Below are 22,280 nucleotides of genomic sequence, written 5' to 3'. Positions count from 1 at the left end.
ACTATCTCGCAATTTCTGTCTCGAAGATTTTCAATGCTCGCGCAACAACCTGATCCATATTATAATATTTATATTCAGCAAGCCGACCGGCAAAAATAATGTTACTATATGCTTGTGCTTCACGCACATATTGTTGGTAGAGACGGCCATTTTCATCACAAGGAATGGGATAGTATGGATCATTCAAGCCGGGTTGGTACGCTTGCGGCGTTTCAACCGCAATCGTGGTAGCGGCATGCGACTGCCCGGTTAATAACTTAAACTCCGTCGTCCGTGTATATTGATGATTGGAAGGATAATTAATCTGCGCCACCGGCTGCAGTTGCGGAATTGCATGATGTTCAAACCGGAAGTCTAGACTTCGATAGGGCAGGCATCCATAGGAATAACCAAAAAATTCATCAATAGGCCCAGTGTATATCATCCGCTGGTAGCGAATCATACCAGCAATCTCGGTATAATCGGTTTTCAATGCAATCTTGATATTCTTATGGCTGAGCAAACGCCGAAAGAGGGCGCTATAACCCTGTTTTGGCATCGCCTGATACGTATCTTGGAAATAGCGATTATCGTAAGAGAGCCGAATCGGCACCCGCGACGTCACTGAGGCGTCTAATTCCTCGGGAGACATTCCCCATTGTTTGACAGTATATCCATGAAACACATGGTGATACACATATTCAGCAAGGACACGAATGTCAGGATCTTCTGATTGGCGTAGCTTCAGAATGGGTATTTTTGCTTCAAAGCCGTATTGGCGCAATAACTTATGCTCTATCCGGTTAGCAAGTCGCTCGGGAAAGAGCATTCGCAGCGAGTTAAAATTGAAGGGAAGGGGAACGAGCTTGCCTTCGACGAGCGCAAGCACATGATGGTAATAGGGACGCCACTCAGTGAATTGGGAAAGATAGTCCCATACTTTCGCGCTATTGGTATGAAAAATATGGGGGCCATAGCGGTGAATGAGCACGCCATGGGCATCATATTCATCGAAGGCATTCCCAGCGATATGATCGCGGCGATCGATCACTAAAACGGTTTGCCCTAATTGCGAAGCGATGCGTTCAGCCAGCACAGCGCCAGTAAAGCCTGCCCCAACAATCAACCAATCTACAAGCATTTACCTTCCTTTACCTGTTATCGCATACTGGATCATCCGAAACTGTCACATTATTTAGCTTGGCTGTTCTGTCGCCCTTACCCATCCGGCATTGTACTCTATGAAAAGTCAAACGGTCTCCCGATCATGTAATCAGGAATTGGTTGATTAAAATAATTCAAGATCGTAGGAGCAACATCATAAATACTAATGTCACGGTACCGCGCCGATTGACGATGCCGTGGATCATAGAAAATAAACATGCCAAACTGCGCATGGTTGGCTTCGTCAGGGCCGGTATCGTTTTCAAATGTATAGATATCAGGATACCCCACACTACCTACCGAGCGCCAATCAAGATCGCCGAAATACACCAAGAGATCCGGCGCCACGCCACGCACCTGACGATAAATCTGTTCGGGTTTGAACACCCGGTTGTTCATGCGTTGGCCGGTATGATCAACCATCGCGATCAATTTGGCGCTGATCTCATCACGCAATGACTCATACCCGTGACGCGTCACGATACCGTAAGGTTCACGTCCGGCAACGTTAACGAAGATACGGCCATAGTACCCTCCTGACCCCCACGCTCGTGTTCGCTGCCAGTTGATCCGGCAGCGTTCGAGCGGCGCCGGCTGGCGCGGCATCTCTTCTAACACGAGATAGCCTTCGCGTATCAGCCATTCGTTCAGACATAATCCGCCTTGGATGGGCTTTCCGCCATGATCGGAAATGATTAATACTGCCGTATCCTCGTCAATAAATGACAGCAATTCGCCAATTTGACGATCAATAAATGCATAGTAGTCAAAGATAGCATGAGCAAAAGGACTGTTTGGAATATATTTTGGATGGGCAGGATCCATATCTTTCCAGAACCCATGATGGATCCGATCAACTCCCATATCAACCATCATCAAGAAATCATACGATTGGCGTTGTAAGAGATTGCGGCAGATCACAAATCGTTGTTCCGCCATGCGATAAATATCGCGTAAAACCCGCTCTTTATCGGTGGTACGAAAGTTGGGGACATCAACTAAGAAATCACCCCCAATCCAGCTTATAATATCGTTGCGCAATTCGGGGGGATACGTAAACTGGCTTTGCGCATTGGGGGTAAGGAAGCAACTGACGAGCTCGCCATTGATGGGAGCAACCGGATAGGTTAGCGGCACGCCGATCACACCCACTCGCTTCCCAACCGCTCCCAGCAGATCCCACAATCGCGGCACGTTGATCGAGCGGGCATTAGCCGTCACCATAGCATCGTAACTATAGTCAGCCCGATTGCGAAAGCCATAGATGCCCAATTGGCCGGGATCTTGGCTGCTCATCATGCATGCCCACGCCGGAACGGTAATCGCCGGAATACAGCTCTCCATCCGGCCATACGTCCCCTTTTCGATCAATGAACGCATAACCGGCAATTGATCGAACCAGCGCGAGAAAATGAGTTCAGGTGCTGCACAGTCAAGGCCTATTACGAGCAGTTTTGGAGTATTCATCTACGTCTGTTTCGTCAATCGAGCGTGCCCTTGAACGCTATGGCCGCCGCTGAGCAAAGAGCGCTTCGGCATATCCCCAGTACCACGCACTTTTTCCCCAGACCATACCGGGCAGGCACTGCCAGTATTGACGAATTTGGGGATAATGCCTGTACATCTTGAACACATCAAGGGTGGCGAGAAAAGGGGCAGCCGCTATGAGCAAAGCGGCCCACGAGTGTAAGTCGATCGCGTTTACCACTCGGCTTTTTGCATTGTACGTTCGATGCATTATAGCATGAATGCGCCCAAAGGCTCGCAGATGTTGAGCGACAGTCGCTGGATTACTGCGCATAGGCCGGTGCGACACCTGAGCATCAGGCGCGAAGATCAGCGGATACCCCCGCTTGCGCAGACGGAAGCTGAGATCAACATCCTCCCCGGCAGCGCCGGCGTAGCGTTCGTCAAAACCGCCGACTTCGGCAAAAATGGCGCGGCGAATGCTCAAGTTCAGGCTTGGCAGATAGTCGCGCTGGCCGGGTGGCATGGTCGAGAGAAAAGGGGTAAAGGTCAGCACATTATCACAGAGCCGCCAATATGCATCGGGTTCTTCGATCGCTACGCTGCCGCCCACCACGGTATAGCCAGCCTGTTGTTGGCGGAGATGGCGCTCTACCAGTTGGGGATGCGCAATGCAGTCAGAATCAATGAATAAGAGAATATCGCCGCTGGCATGCCGAGCGCCTATATTGCGCGCTACTGCTGCTGCCACTGGACGTTCCGTTACGATAAGCTGAGCTGGCGGTGGTACTAGCGCCGGATGAGTCTGGCCAACGACGATGATCTCGGTTATCGCCTCAGCTGCACGTTGCCTTGATAACGATTGCAATACTTCACCAAGCAACGGCGAATGGAGCGTTGGTACAATGACGGATACCTTCATACTCGACGCATTCATCGGCGACACGGGTTTGCCTCAATCGTCTCGCGCAAGTCATTATAGTCAAAATTTGAACGGTAGTAACGTAATTTGATCCTTATGGGCCAAGCCAAATGGTCATGACTAATCCTTTAGTGGTATTGATAATCGTGTGTATCTGCAGGTACGCTGTGCCTAAATCGCTACCGGTTGCGTTAGCGTATTATCGGCCTAGTCAAGGAGCACGAAGTCATGAGCCGAAAGTATTTCGCCACTGGAGTCGCCCTCATCATTATGTTATTTGTGACTTCGGTCGTTGGGGCGCAAGCCCTGCCCGGTTCCGGATGGTATTCGTCGGTCGTGATCCAAAATGTCGGTGCAACGGCGATCGACGCTAACGGAGCGCGGATTGACGTTTACACGAGCAGCGCCACTCCGTCTAGCGTTACGTTCGGGCTTGCCGTTGGTCAGTCGAGAACGTTTATCGCCGGCAGCAACGGTCAGGGCGGTAATCTCGATGTGTCGCCACCGCTACCGTCGGGTACGAATGGTTCGGCGGTCATTTCGGCGCCTCAACCAATTGTCGCCATTGGCTCCATTCAGAACAATCAAATCCCCGGTATTAGTGGCCCCGGTGTATCGGGAGGCAACGCGAACGGCCAGTTCCGCGGCGCATCGCAAGGGAGCACCTCGATCTTTTACCCGGTAGTCAAGAATAATTACGTCAATCGTAAGACGGTGTTCTCAATCCAAGCTGTTGGTGGTGATGCCACGATTACGGCCTCGATCCGGTCGTCTACGGGCCAAACCTACAACTTTGGGCCAACGACTATCACCGCTAACCGCTCGATCATTCTCGATCCGAGTTCGTTCAGTCCGCCAATGCCAAGCACTAGCTGCGGCAACGTTATTGCCACCTCACCCTGCTTCGGCGCATTAACGGTCACTGCATCATCAGGCCAGATCGCAGGCACCTATATCGAATTTCAGGTTGGTCAATCACCGGCCCAGATCGTGCTGGCAGCGTCAATGCTTAGCGCTGACGACGCGGATGATCAGATCTATTGCCCCAATATCAAGAATGAGTACGTCCGTCGTTCAACGGGTATGAGCGTCTTCAATACCTCGACCTCGCCGGTTCGGGTTGATGTGACATACAAGGTGACTGATGGGCCGAATGCTGGATCGACATACACGCGCAATGACGTGGAAATCCCGGCGCGAAGCTCCGTCGTGTTCTCCCGCTTCGATACGGGTACCCTCGGTGGAATGCCTGAAAATAATCTGGCCTCGGCAACGATCAAGCTCCGCGGTTCAACCAATGATGTGTTGCTGGCAGTGGTGAACGAGGCGAACTTGCTCGATGGCCAACGGGTGCGCGCAACGGCATATACTTGCTTTGGCGCGAAATCGGCTACCGCCAAGATCGCTGCCCCCATTTTCAAGCGCGACCTCGCGGGTGTGACCAGTGGCTTGGTGGTGCAAAATGTCTCTGACCAAGCCTTCACGCTGCGGGCAACGTTCACCTGCGGCACGACGACCCCAACGACGGTGACCATTAACACGCCCTCTCCAGTGGATCCCGGCGCAAGCTACCTCTTTAGCGGCTTCGTCCGTGATGATAATCGCATCCTGATGAGTGGCGTGCCGTTCCGTCAGCTCTGCTCAGTCATCGTTACCGGCGGCGATGGTTCGAATCCAAATTATAAGATTGTCGGTATCGCGCAGGAAACGGCGCAGTTCGGTACAGCTCAGCCCAACCTTGACAATAAGAACTACGAGGCGTTTAACTTGCCGTGATTCGGATGTTCACCCCTCAGAGGTAGACAAAATAAGCTTCACTAGCGAAAGTGATGAGACACGAACTGTAAAATGCAGTTCGTGCCTCATCTATTCATAATATCCAACATGTAATCAACTAAAAACTAAACAACATTGTTATTTAACAAGAAGACCATTTTAGTGTAAAAACTCATACAGCGTGCCTTCACCTCAGTGTGCTATAATATCTAAAAGCTCATAGGTAACCTAAGGAGGTTATTGTGCGCGTCTTTCAATTTGCCTATCGGTCGATCCTTTTCTTGATTTTCGGATTGATGATCATAGGTTGTGCCGCCGAACAACGAACAGTAACTGAGCCAACAGCTTCTCCTACTGCTGCAAATCCTATTTATCCGGCTCGACCCGGATATCCAGCTCCCAATCAAGCATATCCTGTACCGACGGCGCCACCTATTTCTGACACCGCCTCAACAGGCGCGTATCCGGCGCCTGACACCTCGAATCTCCCCGAAGGCCCGCAATTCACCATTAATCAACCTGTACGTCTCTCGACGGGGCAGATCACCGGTACTGGCCCTGCCGGTGTGCCAATCCGGATCGTGAATATTACCCGCGGCGCGATTGATATTGCCACCGTAACAATTGGTGCTGACGGTACGTTTAGCGCACCACTCCGCGAGACCTTCACCGGCGATCGCGTGGCTATTATGCTCGGCAATGTAGACGGCGCCGGCTTAGACCGCAACCAGTTCCTCCGTGGGCCTGGATACGAAGACTGGCCTCTGATCGGAGTCCTGTTTGCCAGCGCTATTGTTGAGGAGTAGACCAACGATCCGCTTCACTCCCCTTGCCGGGGCCGGTATTGGATCGCTTCGGCTACGTGCGGCGCCGCGACCTGCTCGGTGCCAGCCAGATCGGCGATGGTTCGGGCCAGCCGCAATACCCGGTGGTAGCTGCGCGCCGAGAGGTTGAGCCGCTGCACGGCGGCTTTGAGTAACGCTTGGCCGGCGTTGTCCGGGGTGCAGAAGGCGCGGATCTCGGCTGGGCCGAGGTCGGCGTTGCTGTGGCAGCGCGGGTGATCGCGCAACCGTTCGCTTTGACGGCGGCGCGCAGCGATCACCCGCTCGCGCACGACTGCCGATGGCTCGCCGGGCAGGTGGTGGCTCAGTTTGTCGTAGTTGATCCGCGGCGCTTCGACGTGGATATCGATCCGGTCGAGCAACGGCCCGCTGACCCGCCGTTGGTAACGGTTGACCAGCATCGGCGGGCAGTTGCAGGTGCGTTCGGGGTCGCCGTGCCAGCCGCAGGGGCAGGGGTTTTGGGCCGCGACGAGCATAAACGATGCCGGGTAGGTGACGCTGCCATGGGCTCGGCTCAGCGTCACGACCCGATCTTCGAGCGGCTGGCGCAAGACTTCGAGCCGGTGGCCGAATTCGGGTAGCTCGTCGAGGAAGAGAATGCCGCGATGGGCCAGCGAGATCATCCCCGGTCGCACCCGGCTGCCGCCACCCACCAACCCGGCGGTTGAGACGGTGTGGTGCGGCGCGCAGAAGGGCCGTTCGCGTATGAGTGGTATGTCGCGTGGCAGTTGCCCGGCGACGCTGTAGATTTTGGTCACTTCGAGCGCCTCGGCAAAGCTCAGCGGCGGCAAGATTGAGTGCAACGCCCGCGCTAGCATCGTCTTGCCCGATCCCGGCGGCCCGCTCATCAGCACATTGTGCCCGCCGGCGGCAGCGACCTCTAAGGCCCGCTTGACGTGCTCTTGCCCCCGCACATCGGCAAAATCCACATGCGGTTTGGGTGGAGGCGGGGTAAAGCCAGTGACTTTCTGATACGGCAGGATCACTCGCTCGCCACTGAGATGTTCGATTAATTCACGCAGCGAGCGCACCGGCATGATCCGCAACCCCTCGATCAACGCTGCCTCGGCGGCGTCTTCCACGGGCAGGTACATGGTGGCAATGCCGTGGGTGCGGGCCACCGCCGCCATCGGCAAAATACCGTCAGTATGGCGTAGCATGCCGTCAAGCCCTAACTCGCCGACAAAGACGGTATTGCTCAGATCGGCGTCGAGCTGGCCGGTGGCGATCAGCAGCCCGAGCGCAATCGGCAGATCGTAGGCCGGGCCGGCTTTGCGCAGATCGGCTGGCGCGAGGTTGGCCGTGATCCGGCGCATCGGGAAGCTCAGGCCGCTGTTGCGAATCGCCGCCCGTACCCGCTCGCGGCTCTCTTGCACGGCGGCATCGCCTAACCCTACCACGTTGAAGGCGGGCATGCCGGTGGCGACATCGACTTCTACCGCAACGATTATGCCGTCAAGGCCGATCACGGCGCAACTATGGACTTGGGCGAGCATAGTTCCTCCAACCTCAAGGCGCAGCGTGAGCAAAGGCGCGAAGGGTGTAACGCAAAGGCGCAAAGAACGCGAAGGTCGCAAAGGGTTGTTTTATTGTTTACGGGTCTCTACTATAGATACCGCGCGAGATCGGCAAAAGATTCGCGGTGAGATAACATTTGCCAATTCTTTTCTGGTTATGCTACCCCTATCTTGTCAATTGGTATGATATGCAATATAATGAACGCACATGTCAAGAGCTATTGAGTGAGCGGGAGGCTTGCGATGGAGATGGAATATTCGCTGGCGCTGGCGCTGGAGGATTACCTCCCGGTGATCTTTTCGCTGATCGGGGTGTGGTTTATTGCCCGCACGGTGTACCAACTCGACCGGGGACTGGGGATGATGGCGTTTGCCGGTTTGGGCTTGTTGGCGGTCGGCGGCGTTCTCAAGGCGACGTGGAAGTTGCTGATGGCGATTAACGGCACTGATATTCCGCTGTTCAGCCAAGCCCTGTTCCCAATGATCGCCCCCGGTTTCGCCCTGATCTCAACCGCGGTCTATGGATATACGCGCCAGTTGCGCGGCAAGCCTGCTATTGGCTGGCTATGGCTGGTGCCAGTGATCGTGATTACGCTGTTTGTGGGTGGTTCGGCGTTAATTGCATCGAATGGCGGGCCGTGGCGGGTGCCGCTGATTATGCTGGCGACGATCGGCAATGTGGCGTTGCTGCTGATGCTGGCGGTGGGTGCGTGGCGGCGCAATATGCGTGGCATCGCGGTGGTGTTTGTGGTGGTGTTGCTGGTTGTGATCGGTATGTCGCAGATGTCCAGCAATGTGCCGCAGACAATTGCGGTGCAGTGGTTTGAGCAGATTGCGCAGACGCTGGCCCAGTTGGCGTTCTGTCTGAGCGCATGGCAATTGACGCAGCGGATGGCGCAAGAGGTGCCGGTGCGCCGGCTAGCGGTGGGGATGGCGTCGTCGTAGGGGTAAGGCATGCGCCGTCGTCGTAGGGGCGCGGCATGGTCACCCCTATCACGATGGCGCCGTTTCGATCTGCCGCACCGTGCTGCGCCGGCTCCGCCGGCGCGGCTGGTCTTCCGGCGGGAACAAGGCGTCTAACGCGGCGGCAATGGCTGCGTGTTCGGCTTGCACCCCGGCGGTATGCTGCTCGAACCAGTCGCTATGCCGCCACGTGAGCGCTAGCGGCGCCACCTGGCGGATGTCTTCGGTGTTGACGACACTGCGGAAATCGGCGGCAGCGCGGGCCCGCGCCCCTTCGAGCAAGGCAATTTCGGCCCGGTGCGAGGGAATGCCCAACTGTTGCACTAGCGCCAGCGTCTGCTCTTCGAGTTCAGGCGGGATGGTCACGTGGGGCAGAATTTCGCGCGCTGCCATAATCTCTTCGGCGAGTGCGGCAGTCTGGGCAGCGTAAGCTTGACGGAAAGCCACCGGATCGGTGCGAAAATCGCGCGCGCGCCGGTAGATTTCCAGCCGCGCGCGGTGATCCGTCACCGGTGCGACCCATACCCGCAGGCCGAAGCGGTCGAGAATCTGGGGCCGCAACGACCCTTCTTCCGGGTTCATCGAGCCGATTAACACGAATTGGCTAAGGAAGAGACGCACCATCGCGCCGCGCCGCACAAAGGTGCGGCCTTGCGCCGCTGCGTCGAGTATGGCATCCACTACTGCTTGATCGAGTAGGTTGATCTCATCGACGTACAAGACGTTGCTATGGGCGCGCGCGAGAATTCCCTCTTCCAACCGCACCACCCGTTGCTCAAGCGCAATGCGCTCGTTGATCCCTCCCACCACATCTTCTAGCCGGGCATTGAGCGGTAGCTCGATCAATCGCATCCGCTCGACTACCGGCTGGCCTTCGCCGTCAGCCGGCTCACGAGTGACCAGCGGCATCAAATCGAGCAAGCTGCGAACTGCCGTCGTCTTGCCGACGCCGTACGGGCCACTGAGCAGAATGCCGCCGATCTGCGGGTTGATCAGACCGAGGATGAGGGCGGTTTTGAGTTCGGTCTGACCAACCATTGCCAGCAGCGGAAACGGATGGATGTCGTCGGTCATGGGCTTATCCGGCTACACATATGTCTTCTGTCGTTAGCGCCTCTTACGATATTATCGCACACTCGCGGGAGCGATGCGTTGCGGAACTGCTTCTACTCGCCGCTTGTCATTGCGAGCCGCCGGAGGCGGCGAAGCAATCTCCCCCGAGCACGGGAGCGGCCCCTTTCCGCCAAAGTGGGAGATTGCTGCGGGGCTATGCCCCTGCGCAATGATATACAGGGGCGGGAGGAATGTGCTGAGGGGATCCTTGTGCTGAAGCGGGAGATTGCTGCGATCGGGCGACACCCCGCTGTGCGGAGTGCCGCCGCTCCCTCGCAATGACAAGGGGGGTTACAACATCTCAATCTCGTAGGTCAAGAGCGGGCAATCGGGCCGTTGGCGCTCGATAAAGCTGACCACGGCTTCGAGCTGGCGCTGGGCATGCACCTGATCGGTCGCCACCACCGCCACGCCGAGCACTGCGCTCTGCCAGCGGTTTTGATCATCGACTTCGGCCACCGAGACATTAAATTCGTTGCGGATGCGGGCAATCAGCGAACGCAGCACCTGCCGCTTCTCTTTCAACGATTGGGCCGCGGCAATGTGGAGATGGATAGTGCAAGAACCGATAATCATCGCTGTTCAATTAAGACTATTCCAACCGCCTAACATACTCTGCGGGTCAACACCCTGCGGGCCGCGCGGCAGGATCGCGAGTTCGGTGCGTAGGGCCATGATCAGGCTCCGCAAACGGGCAGTCACATCGGCTTCGAGCCAGCGTTGCTTCTGGGCCGGATCGATCTGCAACCGGTCGGCAAGCGCATAACTGAGCCGGATCGGCTCGAGCGGCAACTCTTCAACTTCGATCTCAACCCCGGTAATGGCGGCGACCCGCTCCCAATAGCGCCGGTAGACGGCGCGCAATTCGGTGGCGGCAGCAAGGGTTGCGCCATCAACCCGATCGGGCAACAGCTTGACTTGCGTCACCAGATAGGGCGCTTGTTCGACGATTTGGGTGATGCGGAAACGCTGCTGTCCAACCACTTGCAACAGATAGCGGCCATCTTCAAGGCGGAGATGCTCTTGAATCACAGCTACGGTGCCGACATCGTATGGTTCGGGGGCAATTGCCATGCGCCGGCCCTCGATCACCTCATGGCCACGCCGCAGCAAGACAATCCCGAATGGTTGATTGGTCGATAAGCAGCGCCCTATCATCAACCGGTAACGCTCCTCGAAGATGTGCAAACTCATTGTGCCGCCGGGGAAGAGCAGCGTGCCGAGCGGAAACAAGGGCAAGGTCTGTTCCATAATTACCCATCCGTCCACGTGCAGGTCCAGACGGTGGTTTCAGCCAGCCCAAGGTTGAGATCGATCACTAATTCAACCTCTGGGCCGGACATCGTCTGCACCAAAGCGGTTGCGTCAAACGGCGCTGGCGCGCCGCGCAGCATTACCGGCACGGTGCCGATGCGCAGATCGAGCAGGTCGGGGCGCAGTTCGACGGCGCTGGCGCCGATAGCGGCCAACAATGCCCCCCAATCTGACGAATTGCGCCGGTAGGCCGCGCGCACCGAGCCAGATCGAGCCACTGTGTTGGCAATGGTCTGCGCGGTCGCTTCATCAATGGCACCTTGCACCACTACCTTTATCACTTTACCAGAACCGGCGGCATCGCGCACGATTTGGCCGGCCAAATCGGCGCACAGATAATCGAGCGCCTCTTGGAAGAGACCGTATTCCCACGAACTCGAGTCAGTAATCGGCGGATGGTCGATCGCGCCGTTCGCCAAGATGATTACGCTATCGTTGGGACTACAATCGCCATCGATATTGAGCCGGTTAAACGAACGTGACACGCTTTGGTGAAGGGCGCGTTGCAAGAGCGGCTGGCTGATTGCCAGATCAGTGGTAATCAGCACGAGCAGCGTTGCCAGCCGCGGGTGGATCATGCGCGTGCCTTTGGCCATGCCGGCGAGGGTAAAACGCGGGCCGTTGCGCAGCGAACCGCGCAACACGCGCTCTTTGGGGCGCGTGTCGGTCGTCATGATCGCCAGCGCAGCGCGGCGACCACCGTTGCTATCCAGCTCGCTGACGGCACGGCGGATGCCGTTGCGCATGCGTGGCATCGGTAACGGCACTCCAATAATGCCGGTTGACATCACTAACACCGAGTCGCGCGGCACTTCCAATTCATCGGCAGTGAGCTTGGCGCACTCGATGGCGTCATTCAAACCGGCTTGGCCGGTGCCGGCATTGGCCTGTCCGGCGTTGATCAGCACCGCCCGAATCGCGTCGTGGTTGCGCAGCAAGATGGCTTGGCTGAGGAAGACCGGCGCCGCCTTGAAGACGCTGGTGGTAAACAGCGCCGCGGCCCGGCACGGGTACTGCGAATAGACGAGCGCGAGATCACGCGCTTTGCTGCCCTCTTTGAGGCCAGCCGAGACGCCGGTCGCGCGAAAGCCGGTCGGGCTAGCGATGTGGCCATCTTCAAAAATGGTGAAGTTCATAGCTACTCTGCATCAACAAGAACAGCGTTAGTTTACCACACCCGGCAGATCAATCCTTTGAGGTATTCAGATTCAGGAAAACTGAGCAACACCGGATGATCGGGCGCTTGGGCCAGCCGTTCGAGAATCTGCACATCACGGCCAGCATCAATCGCAGCGCCAAAGATGATTTTTTGAAAGAGATCAGCAGAAACGAGCCCTGAACAGCTAAATGTGGCGAGGATGCCACCTGGCCGGATGAGGTGCAAGGCTTGCAAGTTGATATCTTTGTAGCCGCGGGTGGCGCGTTCGAGATGAGCTTGCTGATAGACAAACTTTGGCGGGTCGAGAATGACAACATCGAACTGGCGCTGCTCGGCTCGGTAACGGCGCAGGACGTGGAACGCATCACCCTCGACAAACTCAGCCGGTGGTGTCACCTTATTCAGGCGGAGATTATCGGCGGCCAGCGCCAGTGCATCGGCGCTCGCGTCAACGAGGGTCAGGCGCGTCGCACCGGCTTTGGCGGCGGCCAGCGCAAAGCCACCGGCATACGAAAAGCAATCGAGCGTATCGGCGGCGGCGCAATACGCCCCTACGCGGGCATGGTTGATCGCCTGATCGAGATAGATGCCGGTCTTTTGGCCGGCGGGCAGATCGGCGAACATGCGCACGCCGCTGGCCGGCTGGCCAAGCGCCGTGATTGGCGTCACCGGCAAGCGTGGCGGCATTTCGCCCCAGCGCAAGCCAACCGCCGGCGGCAAATCTTCCTTTTCGCGCACCTCAGCATCGCTGCGCTCGTAGATGCCGCGTGGTGCGAGCAAATCGGCTAATGCCGCCACTACCTGTTCGGCGCGCACCGCCATCGCCTGAGTCAGCAGTTGGATGGCAAGATAGCAGCCGTAGCGATCGACGATCAAACCGGGCAACCCATCCGCTTCGCTAAACACCAGCCGGCACGCAGTCGAGGGATCGGTCAGCCAGCGTTCGCGCCCGCTCACCGCGCGGTCGATCGTCTCGCGCAGCCACGTTTCATCGAGTGACTGGGCCTTATCCCACGTCGCTAGGCGTACCCGCAGTTGCGAGCGTCCGCTCCAGAAACCGCGCGCAAGCCAACTGCCATCGCTGGCGCAGACATCAACCACGTCGCCGGGAGCGGGGTTGCCGCGCACGTGGGCGATCGCACCAGAGAAGACCCATGGATGCCGTTGGATGAGCGGCCGTTCACGGCCAGCATGGACGGTAACAGTTACCATAGTAGACTAACTCTATCACGCGCCTGCGGCCCGGTCAAGCGGCAGGCAGGGCCGGTTGCTTGACCGCCGGGGGCGCCGAGAGGTTTTTTACCGCCGAGGGCGTCGAGGACGCGGAGAGGAAGGGGGCAAGGAGCGCGGGCTGCTGACCCACTGGGCAACGTTACCGTCGAGATTGCTGACAGCGTGCTGGGCTATCGGTTCCGCTCGTGCTGTTCCTCTGGGCTAAACGTGGTCTTCGCGTTTGTTGTTGCGCAGGCAACGCTCCCGCTCGCGCAGGGGATTGCTACGGGCGCTCCACGCCCTCGTAATGACAGAGCAGGCCGAATCCGTTTATGGTTATGGAGTGTGGCAGTTGTACTGCCGCACAAGACCGGCCATACCCAACGCCCCCCCGCTCCGCTCAACATCAGACTCATCAACTTTTGTTATGATACAGGTATCACTCGCGGTTGCAAACGACAGGAGCTAACCATATGCAATATACCCGCTTTGGTTCGACCGGCATGCAAGTGTCGCGCATCTGCCTCGGCTGTATGAGCTACGGTTCGCCGGCGTGGCGCGAATGGGTGCTCGACGAAGAGGCGAGCCGTCCGTTTATCTTTCGCGCGCTTGAACTCGGCATCAACTTCTTTGACACTGCCGATATGTACTCGCTGGGGGTGAGTGAAGAGATTTTGGGTCGCGCCATCCGCGATTCGGGGGTCAGCCGCGACGAGCTGGTTATTGCGACCAAGGTCTACCAGCCGATGAGCGACCGGCCCAACGACCGGGGCCTCTCGCGCAAGCACATTATGCAGGCGATCGATGCTTCGCTGCGCCGGTTGGGTATGGATTATGTTGACGTGTACCAGATCCACCGTTGGGACTACGAAACGCCGATTGAAGAGACGCTTGAGGCGTTAAGCGACGTGGTGCGGGCGGGCAAGGCGCTCTATATCGGCGCGTCGAGCATGTTTGCGTGGCAGTTAGCGAAAGCGCTGGGCATTCAGGAGCGGCGTGGCTGGGCCCGCTTCGTCTCGATGCAAAATCATCTCAACCTCGTTTACCGCGAGGAAGAGCGCGAGATGTTGCCGTTGTGCCGTGATGCCGGCTTGGCCGTCATTCCGTGGAGCCCGCTGGCGCGCGGTTTTCTCACCGGTAACCGGCCCCAAGGCACCGGCGCGGCGACGGTACGCGGTCGTTCCGACACCATTTCGCACGCGATGTACGATGCCAGCGACTACGTGATTGTCGAGCGGGTGAGCGAGATCGCCCGCGAGCGCGGGGTGAGCAACGCCCAAATCGCGCTGGCGTGGCTGTTGCATAAGCCGGAAGTGACAGCGCCAATCATCGGCGCAACCAAGATGTACCAGCTTGAAGAGGCGGTTGCGGCACTTGACGTACAATTGACGCCAGAGGAGATCAAGCGGTTGGAGGAACCGTACCGCCCAAAGCCGATCCGCGGCCATGCGTGAGCGCGCGCGGCAGTTGCACTGACGCACGCCACATTGTTGACAGGCTTATCCTATGCAATTACCCATTCCTCCCGCCGGCATCTTGGCCGCTCGCCGCCGCATTGCCGGCATCGCCCAACCGACACCGCTCGAACTCAGCCGGCCACTGAGCGCACTGATCGGGGCTGAGGTTTGGCTCAAGCTGGAACTAGCGCAAGTTACCGGCAGTTTCAAGCTGCGCGGCGCGGCCAACGCCCTGCGCCAACTGCCGCCGGACACGCGCATCGTGGCCTGTTCAGCGGGCAACCATGCCCTCGGCGTCGCCCATGCTGCCGCGATGACTGAACATGCTGTCACGCTGGTCGTGCCGGCTACCGCCTCACCGGCCAAGATCGCCGCCTTGCGCCGGTATCCGGTTGACCTGATCTTGCATGGCGATGGCTATGCCGAAGCTGAAGCCGAGGCGTTGCGGCTGGCCGACACCCACGGTTGGCAATTCGTTTCGCCCTACAACGATCCGGCTGTGATCGCCGGCCAAGGCACGCTGGCGGTCGAAGTGTGGGAAGAGTTACCGACTACCGACACGGTGATCGTGGCGGTCGGCGGCGGCGGGTTAGCCAGCGGCGTGGGCATCTGGGCCAAAACGATCAATCCGCGCATCCGGGTGATCGGCGTGCAAGCGGCGGCATCGGCGGCGATGGCGGCAGCCTTACGCGCCGGCAAGGTCGTTCCTGTCCCCGACGAACCGACTTTGGCTGATGGACTGGCCGGTGGGATCGATCCGGGTACTATCACATTGCCGATCTTGCAGCAAACGCTCGACGAGATGGTGCTGGTGGACGAAGCCGCGATTGCGCGCGCAATGCGCTGGCTGCTCGACGAACACCACCTGATCGCCGAGGGTAGCGCTGCGGCGCCGCTGGCCGCTCTCTTGGAAGGTCAAATCAGTGATCTACGCGGGCGGCGGATCGTCGCGCTGATCTGCGGGCGTAACATCGCCAGCGCGACCTTGCAGCAGATTGTGATGGCCGGATAAGCTGTTCGCATTCGGGCCTGATTTAGATGAATGGGACACGGATTGGCCCGGATTAAGACGGATCAACACGGTGTTTTCGAACCGTGTCAATCCGTGTCCTCTTCCTATCACCCTGCCAAAGTTCAGTCTAACGACTGAGCCAACCTGCATTGACAGACGCTTGCCGGCATGCTATGCTGCACGGGCAAGAATTCATTTCTATTCCGGTCAGAGGAGGCAGCCATGACACACATCTATCACGCACTCTCACTTACAACGGTCGTGATGGTGTCGAGCGACTCCGCTGGCACAGGAGGGGCTTCGCACAGCGCAGGCTAAACAGGCATCCACCTGTTATACCGGCGGGCTGTGGGAAGCTGACCAAGCGCCTACAGCCCGCCTTGTTTTGAGGCTGTGGCGCAACCGGCAAACCACAGCCTCTTTTGTTCCCTCCACCCAGCGGGCGTTCGACGGAGCGGGTTCTCGCAGCAAGCGTGAAAGGAAATTTGAGATGACGGATCACAACGCCATCGTTACTACCGCCGATCGTAACCAACCGTCAGAGGTGGAGGGAACTGCCGTGATTATTCTAGAGCGTGATGGCTCGTTATCATACCATCCGCCCAAACGCGGACGGCAACAACAAGCATTCACAACCCTAGCCGCAGCGACGCCAGCCGAACTGCCGCCGGCGTCGTTGATCGAACGGATTGTGAGCATGGCCTTTGATTTACTGGGGGTGAACCGGCTGGAGGTGCGCATCGATGAGTCGTAAAGCAGCAGAACTGATCGAACCAGCGCCGGCCACCGCCACCAACCGGCTGATCGGCGCCGTCTTGCGAGCGCAAAGCGGTTTCTTCTGGGTCAAGACCGAGCAGGGCATCCTTGAATGCCGGCTACGTGGGCGGCTCAAGAAAGAGCGCCAAGCAACCGATCTGGTCGTGATCGGCGATCAGGTCGAAGTGACACCGGTCGGCAACGGCCAAGGCGCGATTGAGGCGGTTTTGCCGCGGCGTAGCCGGCTGGCGCGCCGGGCCGCCGGGCCGCGCGGCGCGTACAAGGAAGACGTGATTGTCGCGAACGTCGATCAGGTCTTGCTCGTCTTTACCTGCGCCAAACCCGAATTCACGCCGCGCATGCTCGACCGCTATCTGGTGATCTGCGAACACAGCGAATTACCGGTGATCATCGTCGCCACCAAGATCGATCTGGTCAAGCGTGAAACGGCGGCGGCCATGTTCAAGCCCTACGAACAGATCGGCTATCCGGTCGTCTACACAAGCATCATCAGCGGCGAAGGCATCGCTGAACTACGCGAGCGGCTGATCGGCAAGATCAGCGTTGTTACCGGCAAGTCAGGCGTTGGCAAGAGCAGCTTGCTCAACGCGATCCAACCCGGCCTCAACCTGCGCATCGGCGAGGTGAGCGAGCGATTGACCAAAGGTCGCCACACTACCACCGTCGCCGAGTTGATCCCGCTCACCATACCGGGGGGCGGCTACGTCGCCGACACGCCGGGCATTCGCGAGATCGGGTTGTGGAACTTGCCGGCGGAAGATTTAGCGTGGTGCTTCCGCGAATTTCGCCCATTTTTGCGCGATTGCTATTTTGCCGGTTGTACGCACCTGCACGAACCGCATTGCGCCGTGCGCGAAGCGGTCGAGCGGGGCGAGATTTCGGCAGCGCGGCACGACAGCTATGCGCGTTTGATGACTAACGAGGACACTCCGTAGGGATGCTTCCGTATCCCGCCAGCGCCGCTTGACCGCTTGGCGTTCATAACAGGTGCGCACTATGAGCGAACGATCACGACCCGTCATTATGGCCGGCGAAAAAGTCTTTCTCAGCCACGTCTTGGCGGAAGATGCATCACTCTTGGCGCAGTGGTTCGCCGATCTGGAATTCACGGCACTGTTGGGCCAACAGGGGCGCAGCTACACTCTCGAACAAGAACAGCAGTGGATTAGGGAAAACGCTACCGCATGCGATGATCAACGCACCTTTGCGATAGTGCTGCGCGACGGCGAGCGGCTGATCGGCACGTGCAGCCTGTCTAACATTAATCTGTTGCACGGTATTGCCGAACTCGGCATCGCGATCGGCGATAAAACGGCGTGGGGGCAAGGCTATGGTCGCGAAGCGGTGCGGCTGCTGGCAACCTACGGCTTTCGCTACCTTAACCTGTACAACATCCGTTTGTGGTTGCATAGCTTCAACGAACGGGCCTATCGGTCCTACCTGCGGGCCGGCTTCCGCGAAGCTGGCCGGCTCAGTGGCGCAACGCTGTTCGATGGCCGGCGCTACGATCGGATTTTGATGGAACTGGTGCGGGAAGAGGGGTAAAGGGGTAGCGGTCAAAGTTGGCGCGGTTTCCCTCTTGTCATTGCGAGGGTGCAACCTGCCCCCGAAGCACACCCCTCCCCGCCTATCATTGCGAGTCGCGTTTGTACCACTGCCGAGAGGCAGTGTACGTGCCCCCGAAGCACACCCCTCCCCGCCTGTCATTGCGAGGGGTCGCAGCCCCCGAAGCAATCTCCTGCTTCAGCGGAACACATGCCTGAGGGGATGCAATCCGTGCTCGTGGGAGATTGCTTCGCCGCACTTCGCGCGGCTCGCAATGACAGAGAGGCAGGAAAACCGCCTCACCCTTGCGCCCACCTCTGCGCAACCACTCCCCTACATCCCTGTATTAACCCTCTCATCATACAACGGGCGAATCCGGCGGTAGACCGCATCCCACGTCAGTTCGCGCCAAACCCGCGCCTGTCCAGCGGCTCCCATCGCCCGCGCCAGCGCCCGATCACGCAACAAGCGATCGATAGCGGCAGCGATTGCCGTTACGTCACCAAACGGCACCAGCAAGCCATCAACCCCGTGCCGGATGACTGCTGGCACACCGCCGGCCCGCGCGCCGATCACCGGCACGCCATTGCACCACGCTTCGAGGTAGGTAATGCCAAAGCTATCGGTGCGCGAGGGTTGCACGTAGACATCGGCGGCGGCCAGCGCGTCGCGGCGGGTAGCGTTATCGACATAGCCGAGCACCCGCACCTGCGCCTGCTCGGCTGGCGTGAGCGCCTCGACTGCTGCCTGAAAGCCGCCAAAGGCCGGGCCGCACTGTACCCACACCGCATCGCTGCCCTGCTGCCACAGTCGCTGCATCGCCGCCAGCGTATGCACCGCTCCCTTATCGAACGCCGCTACCCCCAAACTCAGCACGACCGACCCGGTAATCCGGTGCGCAGCGCGAAACCGCTGGCCGTCACCGCCGGTCACTTCAGCGGGAGTCACCCCCGCGCCAACGGTGACGATCCGCTTAGCAGGCACCCCGCGCCGGATGAGATAGGCTCGTTCGATATCGGTCATCGTCGCCACTCGTGTCGTCTGCCGCAACAGGTCAATTTGGTGTGGCATCGCGTAGTAGCGCACCACCTGCTCGCTTCCCGGCTCACCCACATGCACGAACGGCGTGCAGAGATGGGGAATGCCGCGCTGCCGCGCCCACCGCGCTACCGGCAGCAGCGCAAAGTCGAGGGTAATGTTGGTGGTATGCAACACCGCTACATCGGCCAACGCCGGATCGGCCAGCGTTGCGGCCAGATCGGGCAACTGCGGGGTAAGCGTGGCTAGCCGGCGCAAGAGCGGCACACTGGGGCGGCCCAGCCGGCCCATTTCGACCATCAGCCGGCGAATGATCGGGTAGAGCAGGGCCGGGCCGGGCAAGCGCCGCACTGCCAGCCGCCGGATCTGCACGCCGTCGTGGGCGCCGGTTGGCTCGTCGATCCGCCGTTTGCCAGCCATCCAGAGGTATTCAAGGTCGAAGGCATCGGTAGCCAGTACCGTCACCTGATGGCCTTCGGCTGTCAACCGCGCACCGATCTCTTGAAAATAACGGGCCGCGCCGCTCGGCGCTGGCCAGTAGAGCTGCACAACGTGGAGAATATGCATGGAAGTTGGATAGCCACAAAAAACGCAAAGAATGCTGACAAGATTACAGTTGTCATGGCGAGGGGGCGCAGCCCCACCCCGTTAGCGCCAGCAACCGCTCAGCGCACGGATCCCGTGCTCGCGGGGGATTGCTTCGCCGCACTGCGCGCGGCTCGCAATGACCGTAGGACAGCGGCGCTCAATGACAATCCGCCCCCTATTCTACCGCGCTATCGCATCGCCGCTGCCCACACCGTGGTGGGTTAGCCCTTCGCGCTCATAAGCTGCTGGCGCAACGCTTCCGGCATGGTGACGGGCAACAAGCAGGTGAACTGCTCGCACATGTAGGCGGTGGGTTGGCCGTCAATCATGCCGCGATCGGCAAATAACGGGCTCAGCGCGGTGACGGGATCGCCGGGTTCGGCGCGGGCGATCACCAGCCGGGGCCGGTAGCCGGCGCGCGCTTCGGCGACTAGCGCCTGCGTGGCCGGGTGCGTTGGCGGGCCGATGATTGCCAGTTCGCGGGTCGGGCCGATCGCGAGATCGGCGGCGCACAACATGCGGCCAAAACCGAGCGGGAACTGGCTGAGCATCGGGGCGACTTGTTGCAAGACCTGCTCGGCCCGCGTGGCGTAGATTTCGCGCCCGGTGATGGCGTATAGCCGCAGCAGGGCCACCGCTGCCGCCGATGAACCCGACGGGACGGCGTTGTCGCTCAGGTCGCGCGGGCGGGTGACCAAGGCCGGCTGGTCACTGCCGGTATCGAAGAACATCCACGCCTGCGCGTCCCAGAACAGATTGAGCATCGCGTCGGCCAGTTCGACTGCCGTAGCGAGATAGCGCGTCTCGCCGCTCGCGGCGTGCAATTCGAGCAGCGCATCGCACAGCAGCGCGTAATCGTCAAGGAAACCGGCTGGGCCGGGCCGGCCATCTTTCCAACTGCGCAACAGGCGGCCATCGGCCCGGCGCAGGTTGGCCAGCAGAAAATCGGCGCACTGCTGAGCAGCCGGCAAATACTCTGGTACCCGCGCGCTGGCCGTCGCCAAGGCCCGGATCGCCATCGCATTCCAAGCCGTGATAATCTTCTCGTCGCGGAAGGGGCGGGGCCGCCGTTCGCGGAAGGCGCGCAGGATGGGGCGGGCGCGCGCTACCGTTGCCTCCAGCCGCTCGACCGGCACCCCAAGCATCGCCGCCACTGCCGCCGGCGGGCGTGGTACGTACAACATCGACTTGCCCTCAAAGTTGCCCTGCCGCGTCACCCCATAGTACGCGCTGACCAGCGTCGCATCGTCGCCGAGCGCCAACCGCAATTCATCTGGCGTCCAGACGTAGAACGCGCCCTCTTCGGCATGGGCTGCGCCGGGAGCCGGCAAGCTATCGGCGTCTTCGCTACTGAAAAACGCACCGTCGGGGTGGCGCAGATCGCGCAGCAGATAGGCAAAGGTCTCATCGGCGATGCGGGCCAAGAAGGGGTCGCCGGTTACCAGCGCCGCCAGATGGTAGACCTCGGCCAGCAGCGCGTTGTCGTAAAGCATCTTCTCGAAGTGGGGCACCAACCAGCGCGCATCAACGCTGTAGCGGTGGAAGCCGCCCCCCACCTGATCGTACATCCCGCCGCGCGCCATCTGTTCGAGGGTCTGGTGGAGCATCGGCAAAGCCTGCACATCGCCGCGCAGATGGGCGCGCAGCAAAAACTCCAGCACCAGCGGCTGGGGAAACTTTGGCGCATCGCCAAACCCGCCGTACTGCGGATCGAAATCGCGCCCGATCTTCTCGGCGGCAGCCATCACGAGCGCCCCGTCTACTGATGCAGTTTCGGGCAAGGGCTGGGCCAGCCGCTTGATATGGTCGAGTAACTCGTAGGCGGAAGCGGTGACGTCAGCGCGACGGGTGCGGTACGCCTCGGCGATCGAGAGCAACACCTGCCGCCAGCTTGGCATGCGGTAGCGGGCCGCCTTGGCGTCGGGCGGGAAGTAGGTGCCGGCATAAAACGGCGTGCCGTCGGGTAAACAAAAGACATTGAGCGGCCAGCCGCCGCTGCCGGTCAGAGCTTGCGCCGCGGCCATATAGATACTATCGAGGTCGGGCCGCTCTTCGCGATCGACCTTGATATTGATAAAATGCTCATTCTGGATCGCCGCCACCTCTGGGTCAGCAAAACTCTCGTGGGCCATCACGTGGCACCAGTGGCAAGCGGCATAACCGATGCTGACCAGAATCGGCTTATCTTCACGCCGGGCGCGTTCAAGCGCCTCCTCGCCCCACGGATACCAATCGACCGGGTTATCGGCGTGTTGTTGCAGATACGGGCTGGCCTCGTTCGCCAACCGGTTGAGCGGGCGCGCGCCGGCGTCCATGATTCCTCCTTTCAATAGCAGATACTGTCTGAATTGTAGCATAGATGCGAGGAATAGAACATCTTTTCGTAAACGTTCGACAAAACCGCCCGGATCGGGTATAATACGAGATAGCAAACA

General features: G+C 59.3%; 19 protein-coding genes. 8 read left to right on the top strand and 11 right to left on the bottom strand.

The genetic code is table 11. From position 1 onward, the window contains the following. Position 1: 1 nt before the first annotated feature. The 3 genes from glf to U9R61_RS00545 all read right to left on the bottom strand — a co-directional run bounded on the left by glf (position 2) and on the right by U9R61_RS00545 (position 3,532). Positions 2-1,120 (bottom strand): UDP-galactopyranose mutase, encoded by a 1,119-nt coding sequence (gene glf / locus U9R61_RS00555; protein ID WP_322486877.1) that lies wholly within the window; start codon positions 1,118-1,120, stop codon positions 2-4. Positions 1,121-1,218: 98 nt separating this feature from the next. Then, the gene (locus U9R61_RS00550; RefSeq protein WP_322486876.1) at positions 1,219-2,610 is read right to left on the bottom strand and encodes an alkaline phosphatase family protein; all 1,392 of its coding nucleotides are present in this window, start codon (positions 2,608-2,610) and stop codon (positions 1,219-1,221) included. Positions 2,611-2,647: 37 nt separating this feature from the next. Further along, a complete protein-coding gene (locus tag U9R61_RS00545) occupies positions 2,648-3,532 on the bottom strand; it encodes a glycosyltransferase family 2 protein (RefSeq protein WP_322486875.1) in 885 nt (294 codons plus the stop codon). A gap of 228 nt (positions 3,533-3,760) precedes the next feature. Here U9R61_RS00545 and U9R61_RS00540 point away from each other — a divergent pair, with 228 nt between their 5' ends. Both U9R61_RS00540 and U9R61_RS00535 read left to right on the top strand, forming a co-directional pair. After that, positions 3,761-5,308 (top strand): hypothetical protein, encoded by a 1,548-nt coding sequence (locus tag U9R61_RS00540; protein ID WP_322486874.1) that lies wholly within the window; start codon positions 3,761-3,763, stop codon positions 5,306-5,308. A gap of 242 nt (positions 5,309-5,550) precedes the next feature. After that, positions 5,551-6,114, top strand: a complete 564-nt coding sequence (locus tag U9R61_RS00535; protein ID WP_322486873.1) for a hypothetical protein — start codon at positions 5,551-5,553, stop codon at positions 6,112-6,114. A 14-nt stretch (positions 6,115-6,128) separates the two neighbouring features. Here the strand turns inward: U9R61_RS00535 and U9R61_RS00530 are convergent, their stop codons facing one another. Next, positions 6,129-7,646, bottom strand: a complete 1,518-nt coding sequence (locus U9R61_RS00530) for a YifB family Mg chelatase-like AAA ATPase (RefSeq protein WP_322486872.1) — start codon at positions 7,644-7,646, stop codon at positions 6,129-6,131. A 264-nt stretch (positions 7,647-7,910) separates the two neighbouring features. On the opposite strand from U9R61_RS00530, the gene U9R61_RS00525 reads away from it, so the two are divergent. Beyond that, positions 7,911-8,612, top strand: coding sequence for a hypothetical protein (locus U9R61_RS00525; RefSeq protein ID WP_322486871.1), 702 nt, complete (start codon positions 7,911-7,913; stop codon positions 8,610-8,612). A gap of 48 nt (positions 8,613-8,660) precedes the next feature. On the opposite strand, the gene U9R61_RS00520 is transcribed toward U9R61_RS00525, so the two are convergent. The 5 genes from U9R61_RS00520 to U9R61_RS00500 form a co-directional block, all read right to left on the bottom strand. Next, positions 8,661-9,704 carry an ATP-binding protein gene (locus U9R61_RS00520; RefSeq protein WP_322486870.1) on the bottom strand — a complete coding sequence of 348 codons (1,044 nt, stop codon included), beginning with the start codon at positions 9,702-9,704 and terminating at the stop codon, positions 8,661-8,663. 330 nt (positions 9,705-10,034) lie between these two features. Next, on the bottom strand, positions 10,035-10,319 hold the full coding sequence (locus tag U9R61_RS00515) for a DUF503 domain-containing protein (protein ID WP_066783544.1): 285 nt from the start codon (positions 10,317-10,319) through the stop codon (positions 10,035-10,037). 6 nt (positions 10,320-10,325) lie between these two features. Then, on the bottom strand, positions 10,326-10,994 hold the full coding sequence (locus tag U9R61_RS00510) for an LON peptidase substrate-binding domain-containing protein (protein WP_322486869.1): 669 nt from the start codon (positions 10,992-10,994) through the stop codon (positions 10,326-10,328). A 2-nt stretch (positions 10,995-10,996) separates the two neighbouring features. After that, positions 10,997-12,193, bottom strand: coding sequence for a bifunctional glutamate N-acetyltransferase/amino-acid acetyltransferase ArgJ (argJ, locus tag U9R61_RS00505; protein ID WP_322486868.1), 1,197 nt, complete (start codon positions 12,191-12,193; stop codon positions 10,997-10,999). A gap of 32 nt (positions 12,194-12,225) precedes the next feature. Further along, positions 12,226-13,428 carry a class I SAM-dependent rRNA methyltransferase gene (locus U9R61_RS00500; protein ID WP_322486867.1) on the bottom strand — a complete coding sequence of 401 codons (1,203 nt, stop codon included), beginning with the start codon at positions 13,426-13,428 and terminating at the stop codon, positions 12,226-12,228. A 473-nt stretch (positions 13,429-13,901) separates the two neighbouring features. Here U9R61_RS00500 and U9R61_RS00495 point away from each other — a divergent pair, with 473 nt between their 5' ends. The 5 genes from U9R61_RS00495 (at position 13,902) to U9R61_RS00475 (ending at position 18,219) form a co-directional block, all read left to right on the top strand. After that, on the top strand, positions 13,902-14,882 hold the full coding sequence (locus U9R61_RS00495) for an aldo/keto reductase (RefSeq protein ID WP_322486866.1): 981 nt from the start codon (positions 13,902-13,904) through the stop codon (positions 14,880-14,882). Positions 14,883-14,934: 52 nt separating this feature from the next. Further along, positions 14,935-15,897, top strand: a complete 963-nt coding sequence (locus U9R61_RS00490; protein ID WP_322486865.1) for a threonine/serine dehydratase — start codon at positions 14,935-14,937, stop codon at positions 15,895-15,897. A gap of 490 nt (positions 15,898-16,387) precedes the next feature. Next, positions 16,388-16,651 (top strand): hypothetical protein, encoded by a 264-nt coding sequence (locus tag U9R61_RS00485; RefSeq protein ID WP_322486864.1) that lies wholly within the window; start codon positions 16,388-16,390, stop codon positions 16,649-16,651. Next, a complete protein-coding gene (gene rsgA / locus U9R61_RS00480; protein ID WP_322486863.1) occupies positions 16,641-17,609 on the top strand; it encodes a ribosome small subunit-dependent GTPase A in 969 nt (322 codons plus the stop codon). Before U9R61_RS00485 ends, rsgA begins: the two co-directional genes overlap by 11 nt. Before the next feature lie 61 nt (positions 17,610-17,670). Further along, positions 17,671-18,219: a GNAT family protein gene (locus U9R61_RS00475; protein WP_322486862.1), complete on the top strand. Its 549-nt coding sequence runs from the start codon at positions 17,671-17,673 to the stop codon at positions 18,217-18,219. Positions 18,220-18,552: 333 nt separating this feature from the next. On the opposite strand, the gene U9R61_RS00470 is transcribed toward U9R61_RS00475, so the two are convergent. Both U9R61_RS00470 and U9R61_RS00465 read right to left on the bottom strand, forming a co-directional pair. Next, complete coding sequence (locus U9R61_RS00470) at positions 18,553-19,824, bottom strand: glycosyltransferase family 4 protein (protein WP_322486861.1); 1,272 nt, start codon at positions 19,822-19,824, stop codon at positions 18,553-18,555. A 242-nt stretch (positions 19,825-20,066) separates the two neighbouring features. Continuing rightward, entirely contained in the window at positions 20,067-22,160 is a 2,094-nt protein-coding gene (locus tag U9R61_RS00465; RefSeq protein WP_322486860.1) for a thioredoxin domain-containing protein, read from the bottom strand. Positions 22,161-22,280: the final 120 nt, after the last annotated feature.

It is taken from the genome of Chloroflexus sp., from assembly GCF_034431535.1.
Classification (GTDB): domain Bacteria; phylum Chloroflexota; class Chloroflexia; order Chloroflexales; family Chloroflexaceae; genus Chloroflexus.
This window is presented reverse-complemented; position numbering and strand designations above follow the sequence as displayed.